Genomic DNA, 24,176 nt, shown 5'->3' with positions numbered 1-24,176 from the left:
CGTTGGCCGGGAATGCCCGTGGCGCAAAAAGGCCCGCCAAACAAACCCAGCTGTCCCGGACCTGATCCGGGACCAATCCACAACCCCAACCGTCATCCCCGCGCAGGCGGGGATCCAGTTAGGACTGTCCAAGAACCGAAGTGCGTCCGTTCAACCGAGATTCATGCCTGGATTCCCGCCTACGCGGGAATGACGAACGGAGCGAATGTGAAATGGTGTTCACTATCTACCGAGATCGAGACGGCGAGGTGGAGATGTGGCGGCATTGATCCCGGCGCGTTGGCCGGGAATGCCAGTGGCGCAAAAAGGCCTGCCAAACAAACCCAGCTGTCCCGGACCTGATCCGGGACCAATCCACAACCCCAACCGTCATCCCCGCGCAGGTGGGGATCCAGTTAGGGTTGTCCAAGAACCGAAGTGCGTCCGTTCAACCGAGATTCATGCCTAGATTCCCGCCTGCGCGGGAATGACGAACAGGGCGAACGCAAAATGCTGTTCACTATCTACCGAGATCAAGACGGGGAAGTGGAGGTTTGGCGGCATTGAGTTTCCCATATGGCGGCTGAGGGGAAGCGTTCATGAATGACTCGAGTTTTGCCCGAGTATGTCGTCTCTTATACTGTTAGATGTTGTTCTTAGCGGCGAAAGGCTTGCGTCAACTTTTACCCAAGCGATGGCTGCAAATGTCGGCCCCCACATCAGGCAGACGACTGAACAAAATATTAGAAAAAACGTTGGAGATTCTACGGATGTAAATGTTCCATAAATGGTGCAGAAAATAACTATTGGCAAAGCACTGAGATTGAGAATCTCTAACTTTTTGCAAAATGGCAACAACTCGAGTGAAACCGCTGCTAGTTCGCATTCAAGTTCAAATACACGTTCCTCATAGTCGGCCCTTTCAGTGTCAGCCAAACTGGCGATGGTTGACAAGTTGTTGATTTGAAGCAGTTTGTCAGTTATCTCTTGAATGCTTTTTTTAAGAAATGCTTGCGCTATACTGGATGCTAATATCAATCCAATTGATATTTCGAATAATGTATTTAAATCTGCCAAAACCATTTTGAGTATTATCTATGTCTATTGACGAACTAAGAAAAATGAGGGGCTTTAGTAAAGCTCAATTTGCCCAGTTTACGGGTTTAGAACCAAATAGTCTCGGAAAAAACCTTTCGACGGAAGAACTATCGGCAAAACAAACTGCTGCCGTTTCGGACGTGCTTGGGATACCAGACTTTGCTTTGGATTTTGAAGGCGAAGTTGCTGTCAAGAAGTTGCCAACTGATTTTCGGACTGTTGGAAATCGGAATGTCCTACTCTCTGTGCCCGCATTGCGCGCGATCTACAAAACTTATGGGGAGGCCAGTGCTCTTGTAAAGTTGGAAAACGATCTTGGTAGCGGACAAGAGAACAAGCCAATTCCCAAGTTTGATGCAAAGGACGTAAAACCAAAATCCGTTGCTAAGGCCATGCATAAATTCTTAGGAACGAACTTAACACATTTTGCTTCAATAGAAGACGAACTTGTTGCGTTCAAGGACTTGCGGTTTAAAATTGAAAAAGCGGGCATTTACGTGTTTGCCGAACGTGTGGCAGACCCAGCTTTTCGAGGATATTGCTTTAGTGAAGGCCAAAGCTCGTTTCTAGTTGTGAATGTCACTAATCAACCGCCCCGGGCGCGTATATTCACTTTGGCACACGAGCTTGCACATCTGTTTTTGGGAACACTCGGTATCGTCGATACGATTGTAGGACGACGGCCGTTAGAACAGTTTTGCAATAAAGTTGTCGCAGAATTCCTTTTGCCTTCTGAGTACTTGCACGATCGCCTAGTCCTCGACCACGCTCCTTCAACGGACGATCCCGCTCGGTTGGTAAACTGGCTGCATGCGAACTTTCCCTTCAGCAAATTTTTTATCGCAATACGTATTCAGGAAGTTGGGAATGCAAACTTTGTAGAACAATGGGCGTCGCAGTGTGGTTATCAACTAATTCCTGTGTCGTTCAATCTTGCAGATATTCAAGAGTTCTCAAAGAGCGCAATTGAGTTTGAACAGATCGGGGTGGCGGATGCGATCCGAAGGCAAGGAACTGTTGGGTATCATAATTCTCGCCTTGGTTTCAATGCCATAGGTATTGCTAACCTCGCCATTCAAAGCGACCTGGTGTCAAAATTCGACCTTCAGCGCAGCTTGTCTATGCCGGCGAACAAACTTGAGAGTATTTTTGATGGGCACAAGGTTAGGATAAATGAGGCTCGTCGATATGAAGCCTAAAACATTTGTCAGCGATACAGAAACAATCGTAAAACTTGTCGAGAAATCCGTAACAAATGCTCAGATCAATGCATTGGTGAAGTTCTCAGAGAACAACAATATCGTAGTGAACACGCAAGTAAAGAATGAGGTCACTGGTTACACAGAGAAAAAATGGAATGGTGCCTTTCTTGACAACGTAGAAGTGAAAGCGCAGCGGAACAAAGACGCGCAAATGGTCAAGGCAATGTTGGAGAACTGTAAAGAAAACGGGTTTGATATCATGGACAAGAACTTCCAGCATAAGGTAAGGCTTGTGGCGTTGGCTAGGCATCACGGAGCGGTGATGTTGACCACTGACCTGCGCCAAAATGACGTGTCGATGAAGTCGTTGTGTTCACGGTTCGGTGTGGCTGTGTTGGACCCTTCTGAATGTGAACTGGCTACCTAATCCCGCCCCTTCAACCCACGTCCCAGCTTGGTCAACGCATCGCGCAACCCTTCATCTTCAATGCCTTCAACTTGGCTGGCAATGTCTAGCTCTTCACCTTCGCTTAGCTTACGCAAACGGGGTTTTGCTTCGTCTTGCAAGTTTGGCACAAAGGGGCGGCGGGACGGTTTGATTTTGTCGATCAAATAAAAGCCAAAATATCGATTGATCGAGGCTTTAATCGTTTCGGTTTCGTGGGTGAAGGCGAGGGCGTAGACGGGGTCTACGCGCACTGTCAGCACGGCGCCTACATGGGGATTGTTCGCCATTTCGCGCGGCCAGTTTAATTTGTCTGGCACAACGCCCCTATCAAATGGCGCACCGACAATGGTGGCCCACCGCATCAGCAATTCGGAATTGGCAAAGCCGCGCTTTTGCACCATCGGCGCCATAGAGCGCTCAACCAACTCGCCAATAGTGGCGGTGCGGCGAAGGCGCTTGGGCGTTTTTGGCTTCTTTTCGCTCATCATCAATCTCAAATTTAGGGGCTTGGGTAACTTGTGCAACCATGCCAAATCACCCATAAACCCATCATGCCAGAAATCAAACCGTCAAGCAGCACCAAAGTGAACCAATCGCCCATTGATGGCGCGGCGCTTTTGGCGTGGTACGACAAAAACGCCCGTAAACTGCCTTGGCGGGTAGGTCCATCGGACCGCGCGAAGGGTGTCACGCCCAATCCGTATTTTGTTTGGCTCTCTGAAATCATGTTGCAGCAAACAACCGTGCCCACGGTCGGCAAATATTTCGCGGACTTTACCACCCGCTGGCCGACAGTTTTTGATTTGGCCACTGCCGAACGCGACGACGTTTTAAAAGCGTGGGCGGGGTTGGGGTACTACGCGCGGGCGAGAAACCTGCACGCATGTGCCAATCAGGTAGTTGGCGAATATGGCGGTATTTTTCCCAACAACGCGGACGATTTGCAAAAGCTGCCGGGCATTGGCCCCTACACAAGCGCGGCCATTGCCGCCATTTGTTTTGACGAACAGGTCGCGGTGATCGATGGCAATGTTGATCGGGTGGCGGCGCGGTTCACTGCATTGGCCGAGCCAGTGCGTGAAGCAAAACCATTTATCCGCTCTTTCATTCAGCAGTCAGTTCCAGCCCGCGCTGGAGACTTTGCCCAAAGCCTTATGGATTTAGGGGCGACCATCTGCGCGCCCAAACGGGCCAATTGTTTGATTTGCCCAATCGCTGCCGGATGCACCGGCACCTTAACGGCAGAACCAACCAACTTCCCCGTCATGCCACCCAAAAAGCAAAAGCCACTCCGCGTCGGCCACGCCTTTGTGGTGGAAAACGCGGCAGAAGAAATTTGGCTTCGCCAACGTCCGGAAAAAGGACTGCTCGCCGCCATGACGGAAGTGCCGGGCAGCGAATGGTTCAAGGCCGAAAAAATCGACGCCAAGCCAGAAGTTGAGTTTCCTCTAAATGGCGAATGGCAAAACTGCGGCACCATCGATCACGTGTTCACCCACTTCGCGCTCAATGTTTCCGTGTGGAAATTGAATGCAGAAACGCCGCCGTCGAATGACGGGTGGTGGGCGAAAAAACTGGGACTGAATGGTGAGGCACTGCCGACAATTTTCAAGAAAGTTCTGGCGGCGGCACTAGAGCGCGAATAGCACAAAACGTTCTGAAACGAACGTGAAACAAAGTGCGACTAAACCGGAACAAAGCGGGGTAGTTTCGCGCAAAAAAAGACCGCTGATCAAAAGACCAGCGGTAAGTTACCTGAAAAGTTCTGGAGGTCGTATCAGGCCGAAAGCTTATTCATCGTCGCACGGATTTGTGTGCGTAAATCATCAATTAAAACAAGGTTGTTGCCCCGTTCTAGGTGCCAGTAAGTCCAGCCATTGCAGGACGGCGCGCCCTGCAACAGTGCGCCAACTTTGTGGATAGAACCTTCATGCCCGTCGCAAACAAGAGATCCATCAGCTCGCACAGTGGCGGAGAATTTTCGTTTTGAATCCAACAGTTTAGCGCCGGGCAATATCATGCCCTGTTCGATCAAAGAGCCAAATGCTATCCGTTTTTCGGCCCGTTTTCCCTTAACTGTTTCCAGCACAATCTGTTCAAGGGGCTTAATGGACGCGATGCGCTTAAGGGCGGCATTTATATAGTCATTTTCGCGTTCACAGCCAATAAAATGGCGGCCAAGCTTTTTGGCAACCGCGCCAGTGGTACCCGTGCCAAAAAACGGGTCCAGCACAACATCGCCGGGCTTAGTCGTCGCCATCAGCACCCGATATAAAAGACTTTCTGGCTTTTGTGTCGGATGCACTTTGTCGTCGTTTTCGTCTTTGAGGCGTTCACCACCAGTGCAGATCGGGAACAGCCAATCCGACCGCATCTGCGTATCGTCATTTGCCTGTTTCAGCGCGTCATAATTAAATGTCGGCTTGCTGCTTTGGTCACGTGTTGCCCAAATAAGTGTTTCATGAGCATTGGTAAATCGCGTTCCCCGAAAGTTGGGCATCGGGTTCGATTTGCGCCAAATCACGTCGTTCATCATCCAGAACCCAAGGTCCTGCAAGATCGATCCGACGCGGAAAATATTGTGATATGAACCAATTACCCACATCGCGCCATTTGGCTTAAGGATCCGCTTTGCAGCGCTCATCCAATCGCGGGTGAATTGATCGTAATGCGCGAAGTCAGAAAATTTGTCCCACTCATTGTGAACACCGTCCACATTGGATTGGTCGGGACGTGTCAGACCTTTTTCCAACTGAAGAAAATAGGGGGGGTCCGCAAAGACCAGATCAACCGAACCGGCTGGAAGCGAGTTCATATGCTCAATGCAGTCGCCCACCAAAATGGTGTCCAATGGCAGATATTCTGAACCCTTTTCGCCTGACTGGCGAAGCGACGCTTTACTAGACGCCGACGAATGCTTGTTACGCAACATTCTATTTACCCTAACGCATTACTACCCCGCCATTTGTAATTTCTTAGGGTTAAGGGCGCGCTAAAACTTATGGTAAACCAAAGGTAAAGGGTGACGTTTGGCGTTTAAGTCGCTGTTTTGAATCAGCTTTTGGCAGCCAATATTTCTGCAATAGGTTTGAAGTCCGCACGATGATGAGCTGTCGCGCCATGGTTCTGCAAGGCTTGCATGTGTAAGCCAGTGCCGTAGCCCTTATGTTTGGCAAACCCGTATTGGGGAAGCGACTGATCTAGCAATACGCACATTCGGTCTCGAGTGACTTTTGCGATGATGGATGCCGCTGCGATTGAAAGCGACCGGCTATCACCTTTGATTAACGCTTGCCCACGACATGGAAGTAGGGGTGGGATATCGCGGCCATCAATCAAGGCAATGTCTGGCGATAGGGCAAGGGCTTTCACCGCTTGCGCCATCGCAAACAGCGTCGCACCCCGAATGTTTTGCTCATATATTGTTGCGGGTGGCGCTGAGGCAATGCCCACATGGGCGGTTGCCATGATTTGATCGTATAGAGTATCGCGTTTTTTGGCTGTTAGCTTTTTACTGTCGTTTAGACCTTCGGGGATGCTGTCTGGATCAAGGATCACCGCTGCGGTGACAACAGGACCAGCTAATGGCCCGCGTCCAGCTTCATCAACGCCACATACAGTTAGTCCCTTTTTGCGGAACTGTTTCTCAATGGAAAAGTCTGGTGCATCTGGAAAAAGGTTAGGTTGGGATATTGATCGGGTCATGGCCTAAATCTTCAATTTGCCTATTTCGGGTTTTATGGCCCATTACGCCTCAACCCGCAAATATCCTGCTAACCCAGTTTTTTGGTGTTCAATGACGTGGCAATGGAATGCCCAGTTGCCCGGATTGTCCGCGACGAGGGCAACGTCCATTGTTTCGCCGGAAAGCAACAGCGCCGTGTCGGTGAATAAAGGCGGCAGCGGGCGTTTGTCCGACCGGATCAATTTGAAGGCGAGGCCATGCAAATGGATGGGGTGGTCGTTTGGCGTGTTGTTCTTAAGCCGCACAATGTAGCTTTTACCCACTTTCATGACCGCGAGAGGTGCAAGTGGATCGGGGGTATCACCAAGCCAAGGAGTGCGGTTGATCGACCAAAATGTATAACCAAGCGATCCGCAAATGCTTTGGATCGGCTCGTCACCGTCCGGTGACCAGCCAAATAGAAAATCCAAAATTTCAGCATTGGCCAAATCGGGTTCCGATACGGGATTGCGCGGCAGTGGCTTGAGTTCAGCTAGGTTGCGGTTAAGTGATGCTCCCATCGCGCGAAATGTTGCCATGAGACGCGAGCCAGCGAGTGTATTCAAGACCAGTTCTGCCGTTTCGCCTTCATGGTCTGGCATCCGAAGGGCGATGTCAGCGCGTTGGCCGGGGCTGAGCAGAATGTCTTTGGCAGGCAATGGTTGCGGCACCGGATGGGAATCCAACGCGATGACCTTCGCTTCTGCGCCGGACACATGATATCTGCCAATTCGGGTGACATCTGTAACCGCGAGGCGCAATCGCAAAAGACTTCCCGCAGGCAAGTCATAGGTGGGTTGAACTTGCCAATTGACGGTGGAAACCGTGCCCAGTGTGCCACCTCGCGCTGCGTTGCGTGGCTTAAATAAGGCTGCAAATTGTCCGTCATTCCCTAACCGGAAATCCCGGATATTCAACGGTAGGTCTTGATTAAATCCGGGATCTTCTGGCTCGTCAACAATCAACATGCCGGTCATGCCACGCGCCATCTGGTCCAGCGTGTTGCAGTGCGGGTGATACCAAAATGTACCCGCGTCTGGTGAGCGGATTTGATAACGAAATGTTTCGCCCAACTCGATTGGATTTTGGGTGAGGTAAGGCACGCCGTCCATGGCGTTCTCATGCCGAAATCCGTGCCAATGAACAACACTTGCTTCATGCAAATTGTTGGTGACCTCGACAGATTTTGTCTCGCCTTGCTTCAAGCGGATCACGGGCGCGGGGCCGTCTGATCCAAAGCCCATCATCCGCTCGGTAATTTTGCCGGGCATGATTTCATGGCTTAAATAATTGAGTGGCAACTGCAAATCGGCAGCCATAGCACTTTGTGCCCAGCCATAGCTTGCAGCAGACGCCGCCAGCGTGGCCGCTGACCCCAACAAGAATTCACGACGGGACATGCCCAACATAAAATGCGCCTCAATCCAAACCCAACACCCTAACGGCAACCGGCATCAAATTAGGCCAATTTGAGCGAAAAGCGAAACGCCAAATTGTCACAAAACACGGTTTTAGCAACTAGAACAAGCTCAGTTGATCATCTTGCTGCTCAGGTTGGGTGAACAGATCTGTACGCAGATGAGGAAGGCGTTTTTTCAGCCCATTTCGATTAAGCGCCAACTCAAACCGACGTTGCATTTGATAGGCATAGGGTCCAACACCGGTCATGCGTGATCCATAATTTGGATCATTATCCTTTCCACCGCGCACACTACGCACCAAATTGAGCACATGACGTAACTTATCAGGATAATAACGCAGCAACCATTCGCGGAAAATATTACGCACTTCGCCGGGCAAGCGAAGCATGATCATGCCAGCCGAAACAGCGCCTTGCGCCGCTGCCGCATCAATAATTTTTTCCAATTCACTATCGTTGATCGCTGGGATCATTGGCGCGGCGATGACTTGGGTGGGAATACCTGACTGGCTTAAAAGCTCCACCGCTTCAAGCCGCTTGGACGGCGTGGAAGCGCGCGGCTCCAATTCACGCGACAATTTGCGGTCCAATGTGGTCACTGAAATGGCCACATGCACCAATTTAAGCTTGGCCAGTTCTGTGAGCAAATCCAAGTCGCGCACGATCAATGCGGATTTGGTGACGATGGTTACTGGATGTTTGAACTCAAGCAGCACCGTCAAAATTTCCCGCATCAATTTGCGTTCCCGTTCAATGGGTTGATAGGGGTCGGTGTTGGTGCCGATGGCAATTGCTTTAGGTGCATATTTTTTGCGGCTTAACTCTTCGCGCAACCGCTCTGCCGCGTTGACCTTCGCATAAAGCTCCCGTTCAAAATCGATGCCCGCCGAATGCCCCAAATAGGCATGGGTTTGGCGTGCAAAACAATAAGAACAACCATGCTCACATCCCCGATAGGGGTTAATTGAGCGATCAAAATTCAGATCAGGCGATTCATTCTTAGTGATGATTGTTTTCGCGCGTTCGTCGCGCACATTGGTTTTGAAGGCCGGTAAGCTTTCTAAAGACTGCCATCCATCGTCAAAACTCTCGCGTTCAAACGGCTCAAAGCGGCCAGAGATGTTGCTTTGTGCGCCGCGTCCGCGATTGCGATCTGGCGATACCATATTGTTGGCTAATATATCGCGATCAGCACTTTTGGCGATGCGGGCAAAACTGTCCGGTGGGGGCGGCAAACTAGCGTGAATGGGCACAAGAAACCTCGCGACAAAAGTTAACAAATCGTTCTTGTCAAATAGAACAAAATGAGAACAAATTGTCAATCAGCAATTTTGCATGGGTTTACATGCGCGCTTGTTCACGCTGGAAATCTGAGGTTTATTGCTATCTCAGGTAGCTTATCGACTAGAATATTTGGGCAAAACTTCCAAGAAATTGCATGGCTTATGCCGCGAATCCAATTGGAAATTTATCACCCCCTGCCAGCCATCGCGACAAGCGCCTCGAGAGCCGGGAAGGCAAAAGATCAGCGTCGAGCCAGCAAGTCCGCCAGTTGCGCGGCTTTGAATGGTCGAGGTGCCGATTTGGGCAGCGGAATATTGATGAAACAGAACCGAAAAACCGTCCATAACTTTATCAAATAGCGGGGTAATTGCTTCGGGGGTGACATCACGTTGTGAAAAGCCGGTGCCACCAGTTGTGATCACCACATCAATTTCTTCATTGTCGACCCATGACTGCACGCGCCGACGGATCAAATGCTCATCGTCTGTGACGATGTCTCTGTCGAGCACAAGGTGTCCGCTATCTTTTATCATCTGTTTCAAAAGCGCACCCGAATCGTCGGTTTCTAGTGTTCGCGTGTCCGAAACGGCCAGAATAGCGAAGTTGAGCTTCACCATTTCTTGTGATTCATCGATTTTGGATTTGAACATGAGCTTGTCCTTATGAGCGTCGAGCAGACCATTGGCATTCTTTCGAGATGTCACAATGATCTAGCGCAAATGGGGCAGAACAATCAATGCGACAGAACAACCATAAAATACCTAGTTTAGTTCAGCCAACTTGGATTTAAGGCTTAAAACATCACGCCAAACCAAGGCTTTTTGGGCCGGCTGTTTCAGCAAATAGGCAGGGTGCAAAGTGGCCATTGCGACGCAGGAATGCGCGCCAACGTTTAATTCACGCCATTTGCCCCTGAGCCTCAAAATGCCCATGTCTGTTTCAAATAGTGTCTTTGATGCAGCGCCACCCAATGTAATGATCACTTTGGGGGCAACCAGTTCAATCTGGCGGATCAAAAACGGCAAGCAAACAGCGGTTTCAGCAGGCGTTGGGTTGCGATTGCCCGGCGGACGCCAAGGCAAGGCGTTGGCAATAAAAACCTGTTCTCGGTCCAAGCCGATAGAGGCCAGAATACGGTCGAGCAACTCTCCTGAACTCCCCACAAACGGAGTGCCTTGCATATCTTCTTCGCGCCCCGGTGCTTCACCAATCAACATGATTTGGGCGTCTGGGTTACCGTCCGCAAATACTAGATTTGTGGCGCGGTGTTTTAGGGGGCAGCCGTCAAATTGCTCCATTGCAGCGCGCAACGCATCTAGGTTTTGTGCAGCGTTTGCAATTTTTTTGGCTTCATCAACATTGTGTGTTTCGGGCTGCAAACGACTTTGTTCAGCCGGCGGACGAGACGCATTGGTGCTGGCAGAGTTTGCGGGATGAGTTGCTTTTGTTGGCGCTTTTACGGGTTGAGCCGCCGCTGCAAACCGATCAATAGGTTCGTCGACAAGGGCGATGTCAACGCCCATTGCGCTGTACCACTCAAGAGCAGCACGCATTTGCAAAATTTCATCACCACTTGAATGCATATTGGTGTCTTATCATGGGTGCAGCGCCCCTGTCAGCGGCAATCGAGAAAAAGTTGCTTGGTTGTGAACAAACATTTGGCGTTAAACGGTTGCACATGTGCCATAAAATGGCCAATCTCAGGCCCGATAGATATCTAGCCGATTCAATCGCGACAGAAAGCATTTATACGTGAGCATAAAAACCACATTGATTTCCGCAATTCTTAGCGCATCCATGGCCTTGGGCGGTGTCGTTCAAAGCGCGAACGCGCAAGACGTTTCCAACGCGGATCAATTCCATCTTTATTACCCATCTCCATCCGGAAGTTTTTTGGCCGGGCGTAGTGCTTTTCTTGATCATCGGGCCGACAAAGCCGCAAGCTATTTTGTCGATGCGTTAAGCGCAGACTGGGACAATATCGTTTTGCTGGACCGCGCCTTTATGTCATTGTTGGCGTCTGGTCGGGTTGAAGAGGCTGAAGATATTGCCCGTCGGCTCATAGAACTTGAACCAAATAATGAAATTGCTCGGCTTGTTTTGGGCGTCGTCGCCCTAAAAGAAAGACGTTATCGTTCGGTTCAAAACGCTCTATCTGATATGTCGAAGGACACTTTATTCGGGATCACATCAAATGTGGTTCTAGGCTGGTCTCAAATTGGCGACGGTAATCCCAAAAAGGGGATTGATACTGTTGAGGATATCACCCAACAAGGTTTTCAGGGCTTTCTGGTTTTTCAACGGGCATTGATGGCTGATGTTGGTGGCGACAAGAAAAATGCTGAGTTGCTTTACGCTCAAGCACACAAAGTCGACCCGTTCGTGTTTTCAATTGTTGACGCATATGCGCGTTTTTTGGCGAACAATGGCCGGTTCGATGAAGCCCTAGCGGTGATCGAGCGGTTTAATTCACGCGGCCTTTCCCATGAAAATATCGCGAACCTGACCGAAACGATTAAAGCAGGCAAACGTCCCGGCAAAATGGCGGAAAACGTTCAACAAGGCGCCGCAGAATTGTTGCGCGGATTGTCTTCGGCTTTGTCGCGGGAGGCTGCATCCAACGTGTCACTCGTCTTGATGCGGCTGGCGACCTATATGCATCCCAAATCTGATTTTGTCGCTTTCTCCTTAGCTGACATTTTAGAACAGTCTGAGCGGTATGTGGAAGCCAATGGAATTTATGCAAAAATTCCACGCAAATCGAATTTGCATGGAACTGCTTTGGTGCGTACTGCGGAAAATCTGCGCGAACTAGGCGAAGTTGATGGCGCGATCAAAACGCTAACTAATATCGTCAATCACGACAAATCAAACATCACGGCGATTTTGGCCTTGGGTGATACGCTGCGCTCAGACGAGCGTTATGAGGAAGCAAAACAAATCTATTCCCAAGCGCTAGAAATTACTAAAGGCGAACTTCCGACGGATTGGCACCTCTTCTATGTGCGCGGTATTGCATTTGAACGTTTAGGCGAATGGGACAAAGCCGAAAGTGATTTCAAAAAAGCTCTTACGATTTATCCCGATCAACCACAGGTGCTGAATTATTTGGGGTATAGCTGGGTTGATCAGGGTATCAATCTTTCTGAAGCGCTCGCGATGATCGAAGAAGCGGTCAGCTTGCGACCAAATGACGGGTACATTGTTGACAGTTTGGGCTGGGCTTACTTCCGGCTTGGGCGGTTTGAAGATGCGGTTGAAACGCTTGAACGCGCCACACGTTTGACCCCAAGTGACCCGACAATAAACGATCACCTTGGCGACGCTTATTGGCGCGTTGGACGTAAGCGGGAAGCTGGTTTTCAGTGGGCGAAATCTTTGGACATGGACCCAGATGAAGATTTGATCGAAATACTCAATGAAAAGCTCAAATCTGGCTTGCAAGACGATACCACGGTCGCAGATGCAGGCTAGATCCATATGAGTGTATGGAGCGAACCTGCGCCAGCTAAAATCAACTTGTCGCTGCATGTGGTGGGTCAACGCGAAAATGGCTATCACGAATTGGAAGGCCTAACGGTTTTTACCCAATTATGCGATGAGCTAACAATACGAGAAGCCAAGGTAGATCGCTTACATACGATTGGACCGTTTGCCAAAGCGCTGGCTGACGAACGCGCGAATATTGTGCTTAAAGCGCTGGACGGCTTTCGCGCCGCGTGGCCAAACACAATACCTGACGGGGTGGATATCACCCTAAATAAAATGTTGCCGGTTGCCGCTGGTATCGGGGGAGGGTCCGCCGATGCCGCTGCGGCTTTGCGCATTGCGGCTAAGATGGCTGGGGCCAATATTGCAACAGATCAATTGGCGGATTTGGCGCTGGAACTTGGCGCTGATGTCCCCATGTGCCTGTTTTCGCGCTCTTGTTTGGTGCGCGGTGTTGGCGAAAAAGTTCAAATCCTAGAACCTTTCCCCAAATTACAGCTTGTCCTGGCAAATCCCGGCATTGGCGTGCCGACGGCCAAAATATTTCGGGCGCTAAAGTCTAAAAACAACGCGCCGTTGCCAAACTTGCCAAGTGAAATGTCGCATAGTGCAGCACTTGGGTTATGGTTGCAGGACACCAGAAATGACCTTGAAATCCCTGCAACCAGTGTGGAGCCTAAGATCGGGCAGCTCACCCGTGAAATGGCAAAACTTTCGGGCTGCATCATTTCGCGTATGTCGGGGTCCGGGGCGACTGTGTTTGGTGTATTTGGCGCGGAACGCCAAGCGTTGATGGCGGCCCAGCAATTGCGCGCCCAATTCCCCCATTATTGGATTGCTCAAACGCCAATCATCTAGAGGTAAATCTAAACAGCTAATTAACTTAATCGCCGGTTCTAACTTCATTTTTTTTCATAAATTTCAAATATCTATCTTTATCCTCTCCAGGTGAAATTCAGCACAGGAGATGCGCAATGCTTACAACAGATAATATGTTGCAATCATTTCAGATCATTTACGCCAGTTTGGCCGTTAAAGAGCTAGATCAAGATAATATGAGAGATCTGTTGCAAATTGCGCGCAAGAACAATTCTAGCGTCAATGTGGGCGGCATGTTGGTCTATCATGACGACTGCTTTTTGCAGGTGCTTGAAGGGCCAAGAATTGCGGTTGAGGCGATATTCAAACGTGTTTCAACCGATCCGCGCCATACAAATGTAAATCTCTTGCTGAAATGCGAAATCGTTGACGCTGAGTTTTCTGACCGGTCAATGGCTTGCATTAACGCGGATGGCGAAAACAAAAGCATCGAAGGCTATGTCAATTATTTAGAACAGCTGGAAGAACAAGTGCAGGTAGATACCCGCGCGCTGCGAGTTTTGCGCCGATTTAAAAATGGCAATTGGCGTCATGTGGTGCTGGACGAAGAGCTAATCCTAAGCGCTTAGCTGGCCCGTTCAACACAATAGTCTGCAATTTCTATAAGAATGTCTGCACCATTAAGGCCTGCGAGCGGTTCAAGAGCTGATTTCGCTCGGGCAGCGTGGTCAAGTGCGCGATCAATCGTTGCTTTAAGCGCACCGCATGTTTGCAAAATTTGTGCAACGCGCGAAACAATCGCTTCATCGGCATCGACTTTTCCAAGGTGCTCGCGGATAAATTGAGCATCTTGCTCAGGCGCATGTTTTAGGGCGTGCAAAATGGGTAGGGTCATTTTGCCTTCACGCAAATCATCGCCGATATTTTTGCCGATTGTGCCAGACAATCCGCCATAATCCAAAGCATCATCGACCAATTGAAACGCGATACCAAGTTCAGCGCCATAAGCTTTAAGCGCTTCACGTTGCGCATCGTTAGCACCGCCAGCCATTGCGCCAACTTCAGTTGCGGCTTCAAAAAGCGCTGCTGTTTTGGCTTTTATAACTTCAAAATACTCGTCGACATTTGTGTTTAAGTCGTTGGCCTTTGAAAGTTGAAAAACTTCGCCTTCTGCAATAATTGCTGCTGACCGAGACAGCACATGAAGTGCCCCCAAATCGCCAGCTTCAACCATCATCATAAAGGCCTGGCCAAGCAAAAAGTCCCCAACGAGAACGCTCGCGGCATTTCCCCAAATCTTGCGGGGGGCAAAACGACCGCGACGCTTGTCGCTTTCATCCACCACATCATCGTGCAACAGCGTGGCTGTATGCATGAATTCAACGGCAGCCGCGTAGCTAATATGTTGACTGTTTTTGGGTTCAAACATCATCGCCGCAGCGATGGTGAGCATGGGGCGCAAGCGTTTGCCACCAGCCGAAATCAAATAATTGGCGATCTCTGGGACCATTTCAACATGGGACGTGATACGCGAAAGAAGCAGCTCGTTGACAGCTTCCATTTCGCTTGAAGTGTGCGCAATCAACTGCTCAACAACTGGTTGAGTGTTCACTTGTTCCGCTGTTGCTTCAATTGTCGTCATTAATGCTCGCCCTAACGCCCATTCGAGGAGCGTCAATTGATCTCAAGTCGTTGATGGAGGCAACATGCCGCCTTCGCAATCTGCAAATGATCTTGTTGGTCTTGGTCTCTCGCGCTAAGGCTATGCTATAACCAAAGGCATAACGTCAACCTGAACAGGCCATTTGCAATGTCATATTCATGTCCGTAGACCAGCCAGATGTGAAAGTAAAACAACAATGTGTCACATTAGACGCATTTTTGGGCGGTGTTTTGCAAATCTCGCAGCCGAAAAAAGGTTTTCGCGCGGGCGTCGATAGCGTGTTGTTGGGCGCTTCGTTGGATAAAGACTGCCGTGATCTGCTTGAACTGGGCGCTGGCGTTGGGGTCGCTTCTTTCACAGCGCTTGTTCACAATCAAAATTTGAACGCGCATCTCGCTGAACTTTCCAGTGCGGCCATCGACCTTTGTAAGTTAAATGCGCAAAATAATGCGCTGGCCAACCGGGTTACGGTTTCACAGGTGGATATAATGGGATCAGGCCCTCACCGAGAAGCCGCTGGGCTAAAACCCGATCATTTTGACTGCGTGATCGCCAACCCGCCGTATTTTGACGACAAATCGGTTTCATTGCCACGCGATCAATATGGTGCCCAAGCGCACGCGCATGATAAAGACTGTTTGGAGCGATGGGTAAAAACCGCTGTTAGTGCGTCATCTGCGGCGGCGCAAATCATCTTCATCCATAGAGCCGAAGCGATCAATGACCTGCTTCGGGCTTATGACCGGCGGCTCGGAGATATTTCAATATTGCCCATCGTTTCCCGGCCCGGGCAACCTGCCAGCCGCGTGTTGTTACGTGGCCGCAAAGGATCACGAGCGCCAACCACGTTGATGAGCCCGCTGCATTTGCATGGTGAAACGGGGCGTGAATTTTCGCCTGACGTTGAAAGAATATTGCAAGGAAAAGACTGTTTGCACTGGTAGTGTGGCAAAATATAACTACATGTCTGCCAAGAAGAGTTACCCAAAGGACGATAAATCTATGACCGACGACATTCACAATTCAGCAGCGCCCGCACCTTGGCATGCCAGACTGCTCGGTCGCGACAATACTGTTATTCCAGTTGTCCGCTTGTCTGGTGTCATCGAAGCGTCTTCGCGTCAGGGGCGGATTAACATTCAAATGGCCGGGCCATTGCTTAAAAAAGCTTTTAGCATAAAGCGCGCGCCAGCCGTTGCAATTATCATCAATTCACCGGGCGGATCGCCAGTTCAATCGCGTTTGGTGGCGAAATATATCCGCGACCTTGCTGACGAAAAACAAAAAAAAGTATTGGTTTTTATTGAAGACGTGGCTGCATCTGGCGGTTACTTTATCGCAACCGCTGGCGATGAGATCATTGCTGATCCATCTTCCATTGTAGGTTCAATCGGGGTTATATCCGCAGGGTTTGGGTTCGAAGATGCTATTGAAAAACTCGGCGTAAAACGGCGGATGTACACAGCGGGTAAAAACAAATCTACGCTCGATCCATTCTTGCCTGAAAAGAAGTCCGACGTTGATCGCTTGAAGAAGTTGCAGCTGGATATCCATGAGATATTTACCGACTATGTGATGTCTCGTCGTGGCGACAAGTTGGACACAGAAAACCACGAACTGTTCACTGGCGAATTTTGGACAGCTAAAACCGGGATTGAACTGGGGCTGGTTGATCGTCTAGGTGATATGCACCAGGTCTTGCGCGAAAAGTTCGGCAAGAAAGTAAAGCTGGAAAAGATCACGCCGAAAAAATCAATGTTCGGTATGCCGCGTTTGCCTTTTGCGCAAATTGGGGTTTCGGAAGGCGGATTGACGGACGATTTGATCGCCAGTGTTGAAGCAAAATCGCTATGGAGCCGTTTCGGGCTTTAGATTTGCGGGGAGGGCGCGCCAATGTGGCTACGCATTATCATTTTTGTCGTGATCATTGCTTTGATCATTTATGGCGTGCGCTCAATTAAGCGCAACATTAATGACTATTTTTCTGATGCAGATAAGGAAAAACTCAAACGTGACCGTGCAGATCGGGATCGTGCGGAGATTGTCGATTTGAAGCGTGATCCCAAGGACGGTATTTTTCGGCCCGGTGGCGATAAAAAAGATAAAGATCAAGATACTTGATGAATAGCGGCAGTTGATAAAGAACGACGCTTGATAATTCTTTTGCGTCGCATTAGGTTCGCGCCTTGATAATTCACGCCAATAAGTTGCCCGACAAAAGGTTGCGAAACATGAGCGACACCAAAATCCTTTCGCATATGGACCCCAAAAACTCATTTCAGGGTCTCATTCTAACCCTGCAAAATTTCTGGGCTGATCAAGGCTGCGTCATTTTGCAGCCATATGACATGGAAATGGGCGCGGGTACTTTTCACCCTGCGACCACATTGCGCGCCCTTGGCCCAAAACCTTGGCGCGCTGCTTATGTGCAGCCTTCGCGCCGCCCAACTGACGGGCGTTACGGTGAAAACCCAAACCGTTTGCAGCATTTCTACCAATATCAAGTCATCCTGAAGCCATCGCCTGAGAATTTGCAGGAACTTTATCTGCAATCTCTTTATGCGATCGGCATCGATCCAAAAGTGCATGATTTGCGCTTTGTGGAAGACGATTGGGAAAGCCCAACACTGGGCGCATGGGGTCTTGGTTGGGAATGCTGGTGCGACGGCATGGAAGTCAGCCAATTCACATATTTCCAACAAGTCGCTGGCTTTGAGTGTTCACCGGTTTCTGGCGAACTAACCTACGGGCTTGAGCGGATTGCATGCTATTTGCAAGACGTTGATAGCATCATGGAATTGAACTTCAACGGCCGTGAAGGCGATGAAAAAGTCACTTATGCGGATGTTTTCTTGCAGTCCGAGCAAGAATTCTCACGTTACAACTTTGAACATGCGAACACAGAGATGTTGTTCCGCCATTTCAAAGATGCCGAAGACGAGTGCAAAGCCCTTCTGGAAGCTGGTGTTGACGGTAATCAGCACAAATTGGCGATGCCTGCTTACGAGCAATGCATCAAAGCATCCCACGCCTTCAATTTACTGGATGCACGTGGCGTTATTTCAGTGACCGAGCGCCAGAGTTACATCTTGCGTGTGCGCGATTTGGCAAAGGCATGTGGCGGAGCTTGGCTACAAACAGAAGCGGGCGGTGCCTAATTCTTTGAAATTTACTGACACGTCACCTATATAAGTGTTGCACTGAGCCAGTGCGCATTGAAAAGGAGATGTGACATGAAGCGATCAGTTGATCGACGCGTGGTCACGCCGCCCAACCGGGCAGCAAAGGCTTTGAGCGAGCATCAGTTCAAACTCAAGGTGGTCAAAAACAAGCGTGATTATTCTCGCAAAGCAAAACACAAAAAGGGGCATTTGGATCATCACCAAAATGCCCCTTTTTTATTGGCTGCTTGATTGTTCACAATTGCTAAGTCTTTGTATAAACTCGTTACAGCAAATTTTTAAGGCGTGGGTTCATGGAAATCATCTGGGTAGTTCTACTAATAATTGTCGCTGCAGGCGGCTACGCCATTATGGTGTACAACAATCTGGTCAAAAACCGACAGTTGGTTGAAGAAGGTTGGTCCGGTATTGATGTGCAGCTTAAGCGTCGCGCCAACTTAATCCCCAACATGCTTGAAACCGTCAAAGGCTATATGAGCCACGAAAGCGAAACATTGCAGGCGGTTACTGAGGCTCGGGCAGCCGTGCAAGGCGCGAGCAACGCATCGCCACAAGAGCGCGGCAAGTTAGAAGGTCTTTTGTCTGGCGCGCTTGGCAAACTGATTGCTGTTGCCGAGGCTTATCCGGATTTGAAAGCAGATAGCTCGTTTCTAGAATTTCAAGGCGCGTTGCAATCCACAGAAGATGAAATTCAACTGTCACGGCGTTACTATAATGGCACGGTGCGCAACATGAACGTGATGGTTGAAAGCTTTCCTTCCAACATCATCGCCAACATGTTCCAGTTCTTTAAGGCCGAGTATTTTGAACTCGAAAATGAAGCCGAGCGCGCAGTTCCTGATGTATCGTTTTAAGTTCAATCCAATGCGGCAAATTCGCACTCTATTTTTGTTTATTGCGTTTGGTCTTGTCCTTACGCCGGCGCTGGGCGCTGAGGTAATTCAGTCTTTTTCAGCATTGATTGAAGTGCAAGAAGATCGTTCGGTCGTGGTAACGGAAACCATTCGGGTGCGCGCGGAGGGTAATGATATCCGGCGTGGGATATGGCGTTATGTGCCAACAGGGAGCCGGGGCGACAACGGATATGCCATAGACCACGGACTTGAAGTGCTAGAAGTCTTGCGCGATGGGGAGCCAGACGAATGGCACACCGAGGGCGAAGCCTATGGCAAGCGCATCTATATCGGCGACGCCGATGTGTATTTGGAAACTGGCATTTACACTTACACGTTGAAATATAAATCTTGGCGGCAGGTTCGTAACTTTGAAAGCAATGACGAGCTTTACTGGAATGCGACCGGTAATTTTTGGCAATTTCCCATCCAAGAAGCTGTTGCTCGGGTTCGTCTGCCAGAGGGCACACGCATTCAACAAACGACGGCCTATACCGGCAAATTTGGCAGCGAAACCCAAGACGCCACCATCACCCAAGATGGTGATTGCAAGGCGATATTTCGCGCAAACAACATTCTTCGTCCCGCCGAGGGGATGAGTGTTGTGGTCACGTTTGATAAGGGCGCGATGTTGCCGCCCTCAAGTTGGGACAATTTTGTCGAGTATGTTTCGGATCGACGGGCACTGATTTTGCCAGCGATCAGCTTTTTGCTCGTGCTTGGATATTTCTACTCCACTTGGCACTCTGTAGGACGCGACCCCAAAAAAGGGACGATTATTCCCCTATTTTACCCGCCGGAAGGGTTCTCTCCGGCCTTGGTTCATTTTGTGCATAATTTTGGCTGGAAGCGTTCCGGCTGGACAGCTTTTACCGCTGCACTCATGTCGCTCGCCACCAAAGGGCTGGTGGTGTTGGGACAATCCGGTGATGACACGAAAATTACGGTGACAAACAAAGAAGCTTACGATTTGCCGAGCGGCGAACTCAAGCTATACGACTGGCTTCACGCCAAGGGGAGCGTGGTGATCGATAAAAGCGTCGGGAGCAGTTTGCACGCTCTACATACAGATTTTATTGACACGATTGAAGACGAAAACCGACGTACATTTTTTAACCGCAACACTTCCTTTGTGCTGCTGGGGTTGGCTTTGTCATTTGGGTGCGTCGCTGGAATGCTTTACTTTGAGGTGCTGCATTTCGTCTGGTTTGTCATCGCGATCGCCATTGGTGTTGTGGCGGCTGTTGTCAGCGGAGCTGTATCCCACATCGGCATGATGCCGCGTTCTTCGCGAGCAATTGCGATTTTTATCATTTTTTCAATTCTTGGAAACGCGGTGACCGGAGCGCTGGCTTTTAGCGAGTGGTTTGAATTTGGCGATATTTTTTCCGGCAACCTATTTGACGATGCCGCTGCCTTTGTGAATGGACAGCCGGGCGCCATTGCCACGATTTCTATCGTTTTGATCAATGTTGGATTTGGCCTGACCATGCGTTCTGCAACAGTGCAGGGGCGTAAAGTGATGGACCAAATTGAGGGCTTTAAAATGTATATGGAAACCGCTGAAAAAGAGCGGCTGAACATTCATGATGCACCAGATTTGACGGTTAATCGGTTTGAACAAATCCTGCCATTTGCGGTTGCGCTGGGGGTTGAAAAACCATGGTCCGAGCACTTCGAAAATGAACTGTCGCGTAACGCAACGAACCCAAAAGAGCAAAATTACAATCCGGCATGGCATTCTGGGCGGGGCTGGCGTGCTGACCGTATCGCTTCTAATATTGCGTCCACTGCGACGGGTATGAGTGCGGCCATGATCGCTGCGCAGCCTGCATCCTCGTCATCATCTGGTTCATCGTCCGGCGGGTTCTCCGGCGGCGGCGGTGGCGGTGGTGGTGGTGGTGGTTGGTAAGAAACGCCAAAGCGGCGAAAATCATAGACATTTGGCCGATTGGCCGCTATCAAACTTGCAACAAAAATTCATCAAATAAAGTAAGCCAACATGCCTGAACTCCTGCTCGAATTGTTTTCAGAAGAAATCCCTGCGCGTCACCAACGTCGTGCGGCAGAGAACTTGAAAAAACTGGTAACTGATGCGCTGGTGGAACGCGGTTTGCTTTACGAAGGGGCAATGTCATACGCAACGCCGCGTCGGCTAACCCTCACCGTAGCGGGATTGCCCGCAGCATCTGCGCCAACCAAAGTTGAGCGCAAGGGACCACGCACCGATGCGCCAGCGAAAGCTCTCGAAGGGTTTTTGCGCGCGGCGGGCCTTTCTTCCGTCGATGAAGCGCAAATTCAGACAGATCCCAAAAAAGGCGATTTCTACGTTGCTGTCACTGAAAAACCGGGTGAGCAAGCCACTGATGTAATCGCTGAAATCATTCCAAAGATGATCGAGAAATTTCCTTGGCCAAAATCCATGCGATGGGGAAGCGGAAAACTCAACTGGATCCGCCCTTTGCGCGCGATCACAGCGACATTTGCGGTGGACGGCGAAGATACCCAGACGATCAATTTTGAAGTGGATGGCGTGAAGTCTAGCAATGTTACTTATGGGCATCGGTTTTTGGCTCCAGAGCCAATTTCAGTGCGCCGGTTTGAGGATTATGCTGCGGCACTTGAAAAGGCCAACGTGGTGCTCGATTTAGATCGCCGTATGGATATCATCCGCGCAGACGCTGACAATTTGGCCTTCGCGCAAGGGCTTGAAGTCATCGCGGACAAAGGGCTTTTGGAAGAAGCGGCTGGGCTTGTTGAATGGCCAGTTGTGATGCTGGGAAAATTCAAACAAGAATTTTTGGACCTGCCTGAAGAAGTGGTGACCACCGCAATCCGGTCGCACCAAAAATGTTTCTGTCTGCGCAATAGCGAAACTGGTAAACTGGCTGATCGTTTCCTGCTGATTTCCAATTTGGCCGCGACAGATGGTGGCAAAACCATCGTTGCTGGCAATGAGCGGGTCATTCATGCGCGCCTCTCGGATGCCAAATTCTTCTATGACACCGACTTGAATACACCGCTTGAAGCTCGTTTGCCAAAGCTTGATGCGATGGTGTTCCACGAAAAGCTTGGCACACAGTCCGAGCGGGTTGAACGCTTGGTCGGGCTTGCTGCCAAAGTTGGGCCGATGGTTGGCGCTCATGCTGATGATGCAGCAAGGGCCGCTAAACTCGCCAAAGCTGATCTGGTTACCGACATGGTGTTCGAATTCCCTGAGCTGCAGGGACTTATGGGTCAATATTATGCGCTGGCACAAGGTGAAAAACCTGATGTGGCCGCTGCTATATTGAACCATTATAAGCCATCTGGGCCAAGTGATGAAGTGCCAATTGAACCGGTTTCTATTGCTGCCGCCCTTGCGGATAAACTTGATATCCTTGCAGGCTTCTGGGCAATTGACGAAAAACCGACAGGCTCTAAAGACCCGTTTGCATTGCGCCGCGCAGCACTTGGCGTGATCAGAATTTCCTTGGAAAATCAACTCGATCTTGATCTAGCCACCTTGATTGGCGATCATATTGAACTGATTTTAGGAACACCGGATCAGGACAAAATGGCCGACCTTATGGCATTTTTTGAAGATCGTCTTGTTGTACAAATGCGCGATAATGGTGTGGCGCACGACGTTTTGGATGCGGTATTGGGCAATGGTGGTTTAGCCAAAGGCTTTACACTACCAAGTGTTGTAGCGCGCGCGGCCGAACTTGCCACATTGCTAAAAAGCGAAGCCGGGGAGAGCCTGTTGGCCGGATATCGCCGGGCAGTGAACATTTTGCGTGCTGAAGAGAAAAAGGACGGCAAATCCTTTGCTGATCCAGTCGACAATTCAGCATTTGCGCTCGATCAAGAAGCACAGCTATTTTCTGCGATAAAAGTTGTGAATGAAAGCGTTGCGGCGAACATTTCAAACGAAGAATTTGCAGCCGCGATGAATGATCTAGCATCGTTACGCGAGCCTGTAGACGCGTTCTTTGAAGGCGTGTTGGTCAATGATGACGATGATGCGATACGCGTAAATCGCCTTAATCTATTGGCCAAACTGCGTGACACGATGCATTTGATCGCTGATTTTTCAAAGCTGGCCGGGTAGAAAAACCGGCCATAGGGAGGGAATATGTCGCAACAAAAAGTTGCACTCCTGGGTGTGCCAGTTGACCACAACTCAACCTATCTGCAGGGCGCAGCAATTGCACCCCAGCGGATACGCGAAGCAATCCATTGCGATAGCTCCAACATGTGGTCTGAGCTTGGTGTTGATTTGGGGGATAATCCCCAATGGATCGATATGGGTGATCTTGTTTTCCCCAATAATGATCGCCAGCAAACCTCACAAATTATACGCTCATCAGCGGACGAGTTGATCAAACGGGGCGAGCGACTATTGTCTCTGGGTGGCGATCATTCGGTTTCATTTCCGCTAATCGACGCGCATGCCATGCATTATGATGGCCTGAACATTTTGCACATCGACGCCCATGCCGACTTATATGACAATATGGACAATAACCCGCTGTCTCATGCGTCGCCCTTTGCGCGCTTGATGGAAACCGGAAGAATTCGACGCCTTTTGCAGGTGGGCATCCGAACGTTGAATGGTCACCAACGAGAACAGGCCGAAAAGTTTGGCGTTGAAATTATCGAAATGAAGGATTGGTCTGATGACCATCAAATTTCATTTGATGGGCCGGTCTATATGTCGATTGATTTGGACGGGCTTGATCCCGCATTCGCACCGGGCGTTTCGCATCACGAGCCCGGAGGTCTTTCTTCACGCCAAGTTATAAATATTATTCATAAATTTGCAGGTGACCTTATTGGTGCCGATATTGTGGAGTTAAACCCCAATCGTGACATCAACAACATGACCGCAATGGTGGCGGCTCGGTTGGCAAAAGAAACATTAGCGCGCATGATTTCAAAGTGATGATTAAAACACTTAATTCATCATATTTGACTAAACGAATGTGACGTG

24 protein-coding genes are annotated in these 24,176 nt (G+C 49.7%); 15 read left to right on the top strand and 9 right to left on the bottom strand.

The features are described 5' to 3' along the window. Positions 1-576 precede the first annotated feature (576 nt). Positions 577-1,062: a hypothetical protein gene (locus ACSHWX_RS00900; protein WP_435666285.1), complete on the bottom strand. Its 486-nt coding sequence runs from the start codon at positions 1,060-1,062 to the stop codon at positions 577-579. Between the two features lie 38 nt (positions 1,063-1,100). Here ACSHWX_RS00900 and ACSHWX_RS00895 point away from each other — a divergent pair, with 38 nt between their 5' ends. Together ACSHWX_RS00895 and ACSHWX_RS00890 are read left to right on the top strand one after the other, a co-directional pair. Continuing rightward, a complete protein-coding gene (locus ACSHWX_RS00895) occupies positions 1,101-2,276 on the top strand; it encodes an ImmA/IrrE family metallo-endopeptidase (RefSeq protein WP_435666284.1) in 1,176 nt (391 codons plus the stop codon). Continuing rightward, positions 2,266-2,706, top strand: coding sequence for a hypothetical protein (locus ACSHWX_RS00890; protein WP_435666283.1), 441 nt, complete (start codon positions 2,266-2,268; stop codon positions 2,704-2,706). Before ACSHWX_RS00895 ends, ACSHWX_RS00890 begins: the two co-directional genes overlap by 11 nt. On the opposite strand, the gene ACSHWX_RS00885 is transcribed toward ACSHWX_RS00890, so the two are convergent. After that, positions 2,703-3,212, bottom strand: coding sequence for a DUF721 domain-containing protein (locus ACSHWX_RS00885; RefSeq protein WP_435666282.1), 510 nt, complete (start codon positions 3,210-3,212; stop codon positions 2,703-2,705). The genes ACSHWX_RS00890 and ACSHWX_RS00885 overlap by 4 nt on opposite strands. A 66-nt stretch (positions 3,213-3,278) precedes the next feature. On the opposite strand from ACSHWX_RS00885, the gene ACSHWX_RS00880 reads away from it, so the two are divergent. Continuing rightward, the gene (locus ACSHWX_RS00880; protein ID WP_435666281.1) at positions 3,279-4,373 is read left to right on the top strand and encodes an A/G-specific adenine glycosylase; all 1,095 of its coding nucleotides are present in this window, start codon (positions 3,279-3,281) and stop codon (positions 4,371-4,373) included. Between the two features lie 131 nt (positions 4,374-4,504). On the opposite strand, the gene ACSHWX_RS00875 is transcribed toward ACSHWX_RS00880, so the two are convergent. From ACSHWX_RS00875 to ACSHWX_RS00850, 6 genes are all read right to left on the bottom strand, one after another. Beyond that, positions 4,505-5,659 carry a site-specific DNA-methyltransferase gene (locus ACSHWX_RS00875; RefSeq protein WP_435666280.1) on the bottom strand — a complete coding sequence of 385 codons (1,155 nt, stop codon included), beginning with the start codon at positions 5,657-5,659 and terminating at the stop codon, positions 4,505-4,507. Positions 5,660-5,781: 122 nt separating this feature from the next. Continuing rightward, the gene (locus tag ACSHWX_RS00870; protein WP_435666279.1) at positions 5,782-6,432 is read right to left on the bottom strand and encodes a ribonuclease HII; all 651 of its coding nucleotides are present in this window, start codon (positions 6,430-6,432) and stop codon (positions 5,782-5,784) included. A 42-nt stretch (positions 6,433-6,474) separates the two neighbouring features. After that, complete coding sequence (locus ACSHWX_RS00865; RefSeq protein WP_435666278.1) at positions 6,475-7,860, bottom strand: multicopper oxidase family protein; 1,386 nt, start codon at positions 7,858-7,860, stop codon at positions 6,475-6,477. Between the two features lie 109 nt (positions 7,861-7,969). Continuing rightward, on the bottom strand, positions 7,970-9,124 hold the full coding sequence (locus ACSHWX_RS00860; RefSeq protein ID WP_435666277.1) for a PA0069 family radical SAM protein: 1,155 nt from the start codon (positions 9,122-9,124) through the stop codon (positions 7,970-7,972). A gap of 144 nt (positions 9,125-9,268) precedes the next feature. Beyond that, positions 9,269-9,805, bottom strand: coding sequence for a molybdenum cofactor biosynthesis protein B (moaB, locus tag ACSHWX_RS00855; protein ID WP_435666276.1), 537 nt, complete (start codon positions 9,803-9,805; stop codon positions 9,269-9,271). A gap of 111 nt (positions 9,806-9,916) precedes the next feature. Next, entirely contained in the window at positions 9,917-10,738 is an 822-nt protein-coding gene (locus ACSHWX_RS00850; RefSeq protein ID WP_435666275.1) for a uracil-DNA glycosylase, read from the bottom strand. Positions 10,739-10,907: 169 nt separating this feature from the next. On the opposite strand from ACSHWX_RS00850, the gene ACSHWX_RS00845 reads away from it, so the two are divergent. From ACSHWX_RS00845 to ACSHWX_RS00835, 3 genes are all read left to right on the top strand, one after another. Further along, positions 10,908-12,629: a tetratricopeptide repeat protein gene (locus ACSHWX_RS00845; RefSeq protein WP_435666274.1), complete on the top strand. Its 1,722-nt coding sequence runs from the start codon at positions 10,908-10,910 to the stop codon at positions 12,627-12,629. Positions 12,630-12,635: 6 nt separating this feature from the next. Next, positions 12,636-13,502: a 4-(cytidine 5'-diphospho)-2-C-methyl-D-erythritol kinase gene (locus ACSHWX_RS00840; RefSeq protein ID WP_435666273.1), complete on the top strand. Its 867-nt coding sequence runs from the start codon at positions 12,636-12,638 to the stop codon at positions 13,500-13,502. Between the two features lie 116 nt (positions 13,503-13,618). After that, positions 13,619-14,092, top strand: a complete 474-nt coding sequence (locus ACSHWX_RS00835; protein ID WP_435666272.1) for a BLUF domain-containing protein — start codon at positions 13,619-13,621, stop codon at positions 14,090-14,092. Here ACSHWX_RS00835 and ACSHWX_RS00830 read toward each other — a convergent pair. Beyond that, positions 14,089-15,105: a polyprenyl synthetase family protein gene (locus ACSHWX_RS00830; RefSeq protein WP_435666271.1), complete on the bottom strand. Its 1,017-nt coding sequence runs from the start codon at positions 15,103-15,105 to the stop codon at positions 14,089-14,091. The genes ACSHWX_RS00835 and ACSHWX_RS00830 overlap by 4 nt on opposite strands. 179 nt (positions 15,106-15,284) lie before the next feature. On the opposite strand from ACSHWX_RS00830, the gene ACSHWX_RS00825 reads away from it, so the two are divergent. The 9 genes from ACSHWX_RS00825 to speB all read left to right on the top strand — a co-directional run bounded on the left by ACSHWX_RS00825 (position 15,285) and on the right by speB (position 24,128). Further along, positions 15,285-16,070 (top strand): tRNA1(Val) (adenine(37)-N6)-methyltransferase, encoded by a 786-nt coding sequence (locus tag ACSHWX_RS00825; protein ID WP_435666270.1) that lies wholly within the window; start codon positions 15,285-15,287, stop codon positions 16,068-16,070. Positions 16,071-16,128: 58 nt separating this feature from the next. Next, entirely contained in the window at positions 16,129-16,998 is an 870-nt protein-coding gene (locus ACSHWX_RS00820; protein ID WP_435666269.1) for a S49 family peptidase, read from the top strand. Between the two features lie 21 nt (positions 16,999-17,019). Further along, on the top strand, positions 17,020-17,247 hold the full coding sequence (locus ACSHWX_RS00815; RefSeq protein WP_435666268.1) for a hypothetical protein: 228 nt from the start codon (positions 17,020-17,022) through the stop codon (positions 17,245-17,247). 137 nt (positions 17,248-17,384) lie between these two features. Beyond that, positions 17,385-18,284, top strand: coding sequence for a glycine--tRNA ligase subunit alpha (locus ACSHWX_RS00810; protein WP_435666303.1), 900 nt, complete (start codon positions 17,385-17,387; stop codon positions 18,282-18,284). Positions 18,285-18,359: 75 nt separating this feature from the next. Then, the gene (locus ACSHWX_RS00805; protein ID WP_435666267.1) at positions 18,360-18,539 is read left to right on the top strand and encodes a hypothetical protein; all 180 of its coding nucleotides are present in this window, start codon (positions 18,360-18,362) and stop codon (positions 18,537-18,539) included. 71 nt (positions 18,540-18,610) lie between these two features. After that, the gene (locus ACSHWX_RS00800; RefSeq protein ID WP_435666302.1) at positions 18,611-19,162 is read left to right on the top strand and encodes a LemA family protein; all 552 of its coding nucleotides are present in this window, start codon (positions 18,611-18,613) and stop codon (positions 19,160-19,162) included. Next, entirely contained in the window at positions 19,125-21,113 is a 1,989-nt protein-coding gene (locus tag ACSHWX_RS00795; protein WP_435666266.1) for a DUF2207 domain-containing protein, read from the top strand. Before ACSHWX_RS00800 ends, ACSHWX_RS00795 begins: the two co-directional genes overlap by 38 nt. A gap of 90 nt (positions 21,114-21,203) precedes the next feature. Continuing rightward, positions 21,204-23,294 (top strand): glycine--tRNA ligase subunit beta, encoded by a 2,091-nt coding sequence (gene glyS, locus ACSHWX_RS00790; protein WP_435666265.1) that lies wholly within the window; start codon positions 21,204-21,206, stop codon positions 23,292-23,294. A 24-nt stretch (positions 23,295-23,318) separates the two neighbouring features. Next, on the top strand, positions 23,319-24,128 hold the full coding sequence (speB, locus tag ACSHWX_RS00785) for an agmatinase (protein ID WP_435666264.1): 810 nt from the start codon (positions 23,319-23,321) through the stop codon (positions 24,126-24,128). Positions 24,129-24,176: the final 48 nt, after the last annotated feature.

Source organism: Maritalea sp. (assembly GCF_051251695.1).
In the GTDB taxonomy this organism is placed as follows: domain Bacteria; phylum Pseudomonadota; class Alphaproteobacteria; order Rhizobiales; family Devosiaceae; genus Maritalea.
This window is presented reverse-complemented; position numbering and strand designations above follow the sequence as displayed.